Genomic DNA, 8,494 nt, shown 5'->3' on the forward strand with positions numbered 1-8,494 from the left:
CGGCTTTTGTGCCTTGAGCAAGCTCAGAACCTGCTGCATCTGCTTCGGGTCTTCGCTGCACAACGGAATGTTCAGGTACAGGCTGGCCATGTCGACCATGTCACTGACCGAATCGAACATGTTGATCCGCCCCTGCAACTCGGCGGGCGGCTCATATAGAACCTTGTAGCTGTCGGCAGGGCCTTTATAACGTGCGGTGTCTAGCACGATGCTGGTAGTGCCCCAGATGAACGGCATCGAATATGCACCGCCCGGGTCCCAACCCGGATTTTTCAGGTTATCCACTACGCTGGCGTAATAGGGCTGTTTCACCGGGTCGAAGCGCTCCAGCAGGTTTTCCTTGATCAGGATCGGGATGAACTGGTGCGACGGAATCGCCACGTCATACCCCGCACCGCCTTGCTTCAACTTTGCCAGCAGGGTTTCGTTGGAGTCATAGGAATCGACCGTGACCTCAATCCCAGTCTGCTTCTGGAATTTGGCGAGAATCTCTGGCGAGAAATAACCGCTCCAGCTGACCACGTTGAGTTTTTCCGCGGCCTGCACACTGCCGGCCATGACCAGCGGCACACTAACGAACAAATAAGTACCAACGCTTTTTATCCACTTGTTCATGCTATTTCCCCACAGCTCCTAAAAAGTTCAGACGGTCTTTTTGCCCAGCAGGTAAGAGAGGCAGACAAACAGCACCGAGACCCCCAGGATCAGGGTCGACACGGCATTGACGTCGGGTGTCACTCCCATGCGCAACAGGCCGAAGATGAAAATCGGCAAGGTGGTCGTGCCCGCCTGCGAGACCATCATCGAGATCACGAAGTTATCGAGCGAGACGATGAAGGCCAGCATCAGCCCGGAGAAAATCCCCGGCATCAGCAGCGGTAAGGTGACCTTGCGGAAGGTTCGCCACGGCCCGGCGTAGAGGTCCCCGGCAGCCTGTTCCAGGGACAGGTCCATGTCGTTGAGCCGCGCACGAATGGGCAGGTAGGCGAAAGGAATGCAGAACACCGTATGGGCGATGATCAAGTTGCCGTAGCCGAGCGACAGGCCGATGGTGGAAAACAGCGCCAGCGTTGCCACCCCCACGACAATTTCCGGAAGTACCAACGGCAGCATGATCGCGCCCATCGACAGTTGCAGCCCTTTGAACTTGGCGCCCCGTGAAGTACCAAGGGCGGCAAGGGTAGCAAGCGCCGTGGCGATCATGCTCGCGCACACGGCGATCAGCAAACTGTTGCCGGCAGCCTGGCGCAAGGCCTGGTTGGCGAAAGCAGCGCGATACCAGTCAAGGCTGAAACCGGTCCAGACGGTCGCCGACTGATTAGCGTTGAACGAGAACACCACCAGCACCACGATCGGTGCATAAAGGTACAGGTAGAACAGGAAACTGAAGCCACCAAACCCGGGAAAGTCTCGTATGCACAACCCTTGGCGATTGAACAGAGCAAGCATTACGCACCTCCTTTGGCGATGCGCTGGCGCTCGGCGCGCAGGGCATAGATGGTCAGCACCAGCATCACGGCAGCCATCAACACCAGCGAGAGTGCGGCGCCAAACGGCCAGTTACGCGCATCACTGAATTGCCGGAATATCAAGTTGCCGAGCATCATCCGCGTACCACCGCCGAGCAGTTCCGGGGCGATCATCGCACCTAGGCAAGGCACGAAAGTAAGGATGGCCCCAGCGAGAATGCCCGGTTTGGCGATTGGCAAAACCACTTTGCGCAGGGTGCGTACGCGCCCTGCGTACAGGTCTTGAGCAGCTTCGAGCAAGCGAATATCCATCTTTTCCAGCGTCGCGTAGATCGGCAACACCACGAACGGTGCATAGGTGTAGACCAGCCCCAGCAGCACGGCACCGTCGGTGTACAGCAACTGCAACGGCTCATGGATAACGCCCATTCCCATCAAACTGTTATTCACCACCCCGGTGTTGCGCAGCAGCAGAATCCACGCATACGTGCGAATCAACAGGTTGGCCCAGAACGGTACGGTGATCAGGAAGATCAGCAGCCCACGCCGATGGGCCGGCTGCATAGCCAGCCACACCGCCACCGGAAAACCGATCAATAGCGTGATGACCGTGGTCAGGCCGGCGATGCCGACCGAGCGCAGGGCAATGACCAGGTAGGAGTCGGCGAAGACCAGGCTGTCGTCCATTTGCCGTTCAAACAGCAGCGAAATGTAAGCATCGACGCTGAATGCCTTGTTCACCCCGCCGTAGGGGTTGGCTTCCATCAGGGAATAGCCGACGACGATCAGAATCGGCACGATCAGAAACAGGCCGATGGCGAGCAGTGCCGGGCTGACCCCGAGTAAACTGTGCAAACGCTTGCGGCGTTCCAGCGTGTTGGCAATCGGTAAGGCGTGCATGACAACTCCTCGGGCTCAGTCGTGCAGGACGCTGGCGCTTCCCTGGTCGAACAGCAGACCGGCCTGACTGCCGACGACAAAGCGCAGGCTCTGGTCGACGCTGTTGGGGGTGCGTACGGTGAGGCGCGCCCCGTCGCTGAGGCTGACCTGATATTGCAGGTCGGTACCCAGATAAATCTGCGCTTCGATCCGGCACGGCAGTGCCGCTTCAGTATCGGCAGGCACCAGGTGGAGCCGCTCAGGGCGCACCGAGAGGGTCACCCGGGCCCCGACGGTTACGTCTGCGCACGGTTGCGCCGGTAACGGATGACCGGCTGGGCCGGTAAACCATGCCTGGCCCGCCTGTGCATGGGTGACAGTGCCTTCGATGAAGTTGGTTTCACCAATGAAGTCGGCGACAAAGCGATTGCGCGGCCGCTCGTAGATGTCCTCCGGTCTGCCAACCTGCTGGACTTCGCCTTCGGACAGTACGGCGATACGGTCGGACATGGTCAGCGCCTCCTCTTGGTCGTGCGTGACGAAGATGAAGGTGATACCGGTCTTGGCCTGAATGCTTTTAAGCTCTTCGCGCATGGCTTGGCGCAGCTTTAGGTCGAGTGCCGACAGCGGCTCATCGAGCAGCAGAACTTTTGGATGCGGTGCCAGTGCACGGGCCAGCGCCACACGTTGCTGCTGACCGCCAGACAACTGAGCAGGCTTGCGATTGGCAAAGCGTTGCATCTGCACCAGCGCGAGCATCTCGTCAACCCGATCGGCGACCTGTGCTTTATTGAACATTTTGCCCATGGGGTGTGATTCAAGGCCGAACGCCAGGTTCTCGGCGATGGTCATGTGCGGGAACAGTGCATAATGCTGGAACACTGTGTTGACCGGGCGCTGGAACGGCGGAAGATCGGCGATGTTCTCGCCGTAAAGCATGATCTGGCCTTCGGTAGGGAACTCGAAGCCAGCGATCATCCGCAGCAGGGTGGTTTTGCCGCAGCCAGAAGGGCCGAGCAGGGTAAAGAATTCGTTATCGTGAATGTCCAACTCGATGTTTTTCAGTGCCACCGGGCCGGTGTTCGGATCACCGTAGACCTTGCGGACCGAGCGGATCGACACCGCCAGCGTTTGCAGCGAATGCAGGGCATTCATGCGTAACCTCCGATTCCCCCATCGCCTACGGTTGCGCTGCGGATCAGGCAATCAGTCGGGCCATGGATGTTATTTTTTTGGCAGGATCGAAAATGCGAACGGGGTGAAAACAGTTTTTTTGTTCTGCTGTGGCTCGATTATCAGTTAGGGCTTGCGCGGGGCGATACTTCAATTTAAACATGGCGGCTGTTAGTTAATTTAATAGCAAAGGTGCCAGTAACATGTCAGCCCACCGCCTGCCGCCGCTCAATGCGGTGCGTGCATTTGATGCAGCCGCCCGTCTGGGCAGTTATGTCGAGGCCTCCAAAGCTCTGCACGTGACCCAGCCGGCGATTGGCCGACACGTAAAGTTGCTTGAAGACTGGCTAGGCATTCAACTGTTTGAGCGTACCTCTCGCGGTGTCAACCTTACCCCGGCTGGGGAGAAGTACCACCGCAAGATCGCTGCCGCCCTGCAGTTGATCATGGAAGCCGGCAAGGAAGCGCAACCCAAAGAGGCCGAACGCTGGCTGCGGATCATGGTGGTACCGGGGTTTGCCAAGCGCTGGCTGATGCCTCGTATTGAACGCATGCGCCAGTTACGGCCGGGTTTAAAGTTCGCAATTGAACCCAATTCGACATTCACCGAGGTAGACAAAAAAACGACCGACCTTGGTATTGTCTATGGCATGGAGAACGAGTATGCGAACTGCCGCGCCACCCTGGTCTGCCCTAGGGTTTTCCCAATCTGCACCCCGGCCTACCTCGCCAGTGTCGGGCCTCTTTCAGCGCCAGTGGACCTTGTGAACCATAACCTTATCCACGTCGATAACGGTGAGTGGTGGAATCTCTGGTTTACCGCTCACGGTTTAGAGTTTCACCTCGATTCAGATATTCTTTACGTCAACAATGACCATGCCTTATCCGTGGCTGAAAGCGGTCAGGGTATTGCGCTGGCTAACGAAGTACTGGTGAGAAACGAGCTCGATTCAGGCAGGCTGGTAAAGGCGGTGAATACTGAAGTGAGGCTCGAGAGTTACAGGGTACTGACGCCATCTGGCGAGCTTTCCGAGGACGCCAACTGGTTCATAGACTGGCTCCAGACGGAGCTGAACAAAGAATTTGGAAGCTAGGTGAATTCAGCCTGGCGAGCGTACGTTTGGGCAATACGTGATATGCCTGGGCGAAAAACCATGATCTGCCTCCGCTACGAGCCTGTCTTACATGATTTTTCTTTGAGCACTGGGTGCAGGTTGGTCAGGAGTGAAGGCAGGTAATTACGCTGAATGACCCAACAAAAAAGCCCGCGAACCTGTGCAGGCTGCGGGCTATTTCATATTGACATCACGCTGAAGTTGTACCGCTTTTTGCCATGGCTGCACTCACAGGTCTGGTCGACGGTCTGGTGCGGCGAGACCTCCGTAAATTTGGTGCCGGCCGGGAGTCCAGCTACCTGTACCACAAGGCCCGGGCAACGATGTTGCCGTTGGCCATTTTCCCCTGGACTTTCTACTTGGCGCTCCCGATCAGCATCAGCCCAATGCTGGTACTACTCCCCTGCGCTGCCTTACTCGGGGTGTCCGTGAGCATTACGGCCGCGAGCTTCAAGAAGTATTTGTGAGGAAGAGAACGATGCAATGGACACACGAGCAGTCGCCAATCATCCAGTCGGAAGCCCCGAAGCTCCTTATCCAGGCAGGCGCTGGCAGTGGAAAGACCAAGACTCTGGTGGGGTATGCACAACACCACTCCCGTCTGCGGATTCTCTATCTCTGTTACACAAATCGGTCAAGATCGCCGCGCGTGACCGATTTCAGCGCAACGTGGTGAACAAAACTGCGCACGGCCTGGCCTACGCCGTCTATGGCACACAGTTCAGCCATAAGCAGACCGACAACCTGCGGCTGACCGATATCGCCCGAGCGATTGATACGCATGACTGGGAGCAGGTCAGAGACGCTTGGAAAAAATCAGATTTTTACTTACAGACGCCCAGCAGCTGAAACAGAATACAAATCATTTTAATTTGATATTATTCGCGTATTCTTGATGCAGGGTATACACATGTCTCCTCAAGCCCATGGCGCCGCCGGTGAAGCACTGGGAACCTTATACGCACGGCATTGCAGCTGGCTTGTGGCTTGGCTGCAACGCCGAATCAACTGTAGAGAAGGAGCCGCCGACATCGCACAGGATACCTTCATGCGTATCTGGGCTAGTGCCAAGGCCCAAGCATTTGAGGACATTCGCGAACCACGGGCCTACTTGAGAACCGTGGCTCAGCGGCTGATGATCAATCACATTGAGCGCCTGTCGCTCGAACGTGCCTACCTCGCCAGCCTGCAGCATCTGACCGAAGAAACGGCGCTGTCGCCGGAAGCACGAGCCATCCTGCTGGAAACCCTGATAGAGCTCGACGCACTGCTCGCGGGCCTGCCACCGAAAATCCGTGCAGCGTTTCTGCTTTCCCAACTTGATGGCCTTACCTACGAAGAGATCGCGTCACGCATGCACTTGAGTGTACGTACGGTCACCCGTTACATGGCCCAAGGCTTCAGGCAATGCCTGAGCATCATGCTGGATAGCTGAATGTCTGAGGTGGATAAACGCATCCTTGACGAGGCCGCACATTGGCTGGCGCGCTCGTGCGCCTCGGATTTCAACGAGGCCGAACAACAGGCGTTGACGGATTGGCGTAAACAGAGCGCCCGGCATGAGCAGGTCTGGTCATGTGCACAGCAATTGAGAAGCAAGATGAGCAGCGTCCCTGGCGGTATCGGCATGCAAGTGCTGGCCAGATCTCGCACACCCCACAACCGCCGTACTGTACTTCGAGCCTTGGCCTTTGCCATCGCCACACCGGCGCTCGGAGGGTTCTCCTACCGCTATATGCCTTGGCAGAGCTGGGCAGCGGATTTCAGCACAGCCAAGGGCGAGCAACGCCTGGCCAGGCTGACTGACGGTAGTCAGGTACTGCTCAATACCGACTCCGCTTTCGATGCCCGATTCGATAGGCATAACCGGATGGTCCGCCAGTACAAGGGCGAAATACTGGTGAAAACAGCGCATGACATGCCGGAAAGCACCCCACCTTTCATCGTGCAGACGGATGATGGTCAGTTGCGCGCGCTGGGAACTGAATTCATTGTTCGCCAATACCCCCACTTCACCGAGGTCTCCGTTCTCAAGGGTGCCGTCGAGATCTCGCCAGCGATATCGACCCAGCGCCTTATCGTGCGTGAGGGACAACGAACCAAGTTCGATGCCCGGCAGATTGGCGCCTGTGAGTCTTCACCCGTAATGAGCGACGCGTGGACGCGCGGAACGCTTTATGCCGATAACATGCGCTTGCAAGCGTTCCTTGACGAAATAGGACGCTATCGCACGGGCATTTTGCGATGTGACGACGCAGTCGCTGACCTGCGCGTATTCGGGATGTATCAACTCCAGGATACCGATCGCCTCCTTGACTTGCTTACCCATACCCTACCTGTGCGCGTGATACGACGTACAGATTACTGGGTCAAAATCACCCGAGCGTGACACCCTTTGTACATGCTATCGCCCGCTCGGCAGTAACAAACCTGAAGCGGTAGTCACACATGTCTGTCCGGTTTTTCGGGCTCGCCTGTCAATGAATAAACAATTCGATTCATTGAGCTGCCCAAGGACTGATCAACATGCTTGAACAACCTGAACGACACCCGCGTCCGACCGCACCAGGCACGCCCCTCAAACCTGGTGCCAGAGCCATCCGATTGACGCTGGCAAGTATCTCAGCGGCTCTGGCCGCGACCCTGATCACACCGCAGGTCCAAGCCGCAGAAGCTGCTTCCAGTCTGTCCCGAAGGACCTATGACATTCCGGGCGGCCCGCTGGGTTCGGCAGTGGCGGCATACGCTGCGCAGGCGGGGGTCAACCTCAGTGCAAACCTGGCCAGCCTTGAGGGCATGCGCACCCAGGGCCTGACTGGGCCATATGCGGTCGAGGAAGGTTTTGCGCGCCTGCTTGCCAGTAGTGGATGGCGTGCACGCTCGCTCGGCCAGGGCAACTATGTATTGGAAGCGGCAGCGGACATGCCCCTAGTGACGCCCCCCGTCACAGCCAAGCACAATAAACCCACTGAACTTCAGGCCACTACCGTCAGCTCGACGCGCTTGGCGCAATCAAGTAACGACTCTCCTCAGAACATCAAGATAATTAGCCATGAAGAGATAGAGGCTCAACAAGCCTTCACTTCCAGTACAACGCAAATACTCAGCAACCTGATCCCGTCGATGCCCCCGTCGATGCAAAAAATGAGTAACTACGGGCAAACCATGCGTGGGCTGCAACCGCTGGTGCTGGTAGACGGCATTCCCCAGTCCAGCCCGATGTACACCAGCATTGGGCGTGACATGGGCACCATCGACCCCGCCATGATCGACAGGATCGAGGTAATACAAGGCGCCAGTGCCAGCAATGGCATTGGCGGCATGGGTGGCGTCATCAACATCATTACCCTGCAGCCACGAGGCGGAAAGCCCCATCAACATATTTCTGCCGAGCTCACATCGCCGACATCAAGGCTCGCCGGCGAGGCACTGTCGTACAAGACCACCTACGGCATCAGTGGCAGTGACGGAGCCATCGACTATCTGTTCAACGCCAGCTACCAGAGCCAAGGGGCATTTTTCGATGGATCAGACAGGCGAATAGGCACCTACGATGCCCAAGGCGACTTGATGGACTCCAAGTCCTACGATGTGATGGGAAAGCTGGGTTACTGGATCGACGAAGACCAAAATATCGCGCTTAGCGTGAACCGATACGAGATCAAGAACAATAATAGATATTCACTCGTATCCGGCAACAGAGGCGAGGGCGTGCCTAGCACGTCGACCAAGGACACGCCGCCAGGAAGTGCGCCTTACAACGACGCCTGGACCGTTGGCGCAAGCTACGACCATTATGATTTCAACGGCATGAAGATAAACGCCGTCCTGTATTACCAGACGGTCGATTCGATGTTC

General features: G+C 57.1%; 8 protein-coding genes and 2 pseudogenes. 6 read left to right on the forward strand and 4 right to left on the reverse strand.

Annotation, left to right across the window (positions count from 1 at the left end):
- The 4 genes from APH30_RS24940 to APH30_RS24955 all read right to left on the reverse strand — a co-directional run.
- The coding region (locus APH30_RS24940; protein ID WP_156326658.1) for an extracellular solute-binding protein at positions 1-615 on the reverse strand (615 nt) is incomplete at its 3' end.
- Between the two features lie 27 nt (positions 616-642).
- On the reverse strand, positions 643-1,449 hold the full coding sequence (locus tag APH30_RS24945) for an ABC transporter permease (RefSeq protein WP_054914048.1): 807 nt from the start codon (positions 1,447-1,449) through the stop codon (positions 643-645).
- The gene (locus tag APH30_RS24950; protein ID WP_054914049.1) at positions 1,449-2,369 is read right to left on the reverse strand and encodes an ABC transporter permease; all 921 of its coding nucleotides are present in this window, start codon (positions 2,367-2,369) and stop codon (positions 1,449-1,451) included. The genes APH30_RS24945 and APH30_RS24950 overlap by 1 nt, the downstream gene beginning before the upstream one ends.
- A gap of 15 nt (positions 2,370-2,384) precedes the next feature.
- Positions 2,385-3,503 carry an ABC transporter ATP-binding protein gene (locus tag APH30_RS24955; RefSeq protein ID WP_054914050.1) on the reverse strand — a complete coding sequence of 373 codons (1,119 nt, stop codon included), beginning with the start codon at positions 3,501-3,503 and terminating at the stop codon, positions 2,385-2,387.
- Between the two features lie 221 nt (positions 3,504-3,724).
- Here APH30_RS24955 and APH30_RS24960 point away from each other — a divergent pair, with 221 nt between their 5' ends.
- The 6 genes and pseudogenes from APH30_RS24960 to APH30_RS24980 form a co-directional block, all read left to right on the forward strand.
- Entirely contained in the window at positions 3,725-4,615 is an 891-nt protein-coding gene (locus tag APH30_RS24960; protein ID WP_054914051.1) for a LysR substrate-binding domain-containing protein, read from the forward strand.
- Positions 4,616-4,839: 224 nt separating this feature from the next.
- A pseudogene (locus APH30_RS24965) lies at positions 4,840-5,103 on the forward strand (TIGR03747 family integrating conjugative element membrane protein); the annotation flags it as partial.
- An 11-nt stretch (positions 5,104-5,114) separates the two neighbouring features.
- Positions 5,115-5,440 (forward strand): annotated as a pseudogene (locus APH30_RS28450) (UvrD-helicase domain-containing protein); the annotation flags it as partial.
- A gap of 106 nt (positions 5,441-5,546) precedes the next feature.
- On the forward strand, positions 5,547-6,071 hold the full coding sequence (locus APH30_RS24970) for a sigma-70 family RNA polymerase sigma factor (RefSeq protein WP_054914052.1): 525 nt from the start codon (positions 5,547-5,549) through the stop codon (positions 6,069-6,071).
- The gene (locus tag APH30_RS24975) at positions 6,072-7,025 is read left to right on the forward strand and encodes a FecR domain-containing protein (RefSeq protein WP_054914053.1); all 954 of its coding nucleotides are present in this window, start codon (positions 6,072-6,074) and stop codon (positions 7,023-7,025) included. It abuts the gene before it with no gap.
- A gap of 137 nt (positions 7,026-7,162) precedes the next feature.
- Positions 7,163-8,494: TonB-dependent receptor (locus APH30_RS24980; protein ID WP_156326660.1), on the forward strand; the 1,332-nt coding region annotated here is incomplete at its 3' end.

It is taken from the genome of Pseudomonas sp. NBRC 111127, assembly GCF_001320345.1.
GTDB lineage: Bacteria > Pseudomonadota > Gammaproteobacteria > Pseudomonadales > Pseudomonadaceae > Aquipseudomonas > Aquipseudomonas juntendi.

Bases quoted from the DNA above. Each gene is read 5' to 3' on its own strand.
- APH30_RS24945 (WP_054914048.1), bottom strand. From the start codon at position 1,449: ATGCTTGCTCTGTTCAATCGCCAAGGGTTGTGCATACGAGACTTTCCC.
- APH30_RS24950 (WP_054914049.1), bottom strand. From the start codon at position 2,369: ATGCACGCCTTACCGATTGCCAACACGCTGGAACGCCGCAAGCGTTTG.
- APH30_RS24955 (WP_054914050.1), bottom strand. From the start codon at position 3,503: ATGAATGCCCTGCATTCGCTGCAAACGCTGGCGGTGTCGATCCGCTCG.
- APH30_RS24960 (WP_054914051.1), top strand. From the start codon at position 3,725: ATGTCAGCCCACCGCCTGCCGCCGCTCAATGCGGTGCGTGCATTTGAT.
- APH30_RS24970 (WP_054914052.1), top strand. From the start codon at position 5,547: ATGTCTCCTCAAGCCCATGGCGCCGCCGGTGAAGCACTGGGAACCTTA.
- APH30_RS24975 (WP_054914053.1), top strand. From the start codon at position 6,072: ATGTCTGAGGTGGATAAACGCATCCTTGACGAGGCCGCACATTGGCTG.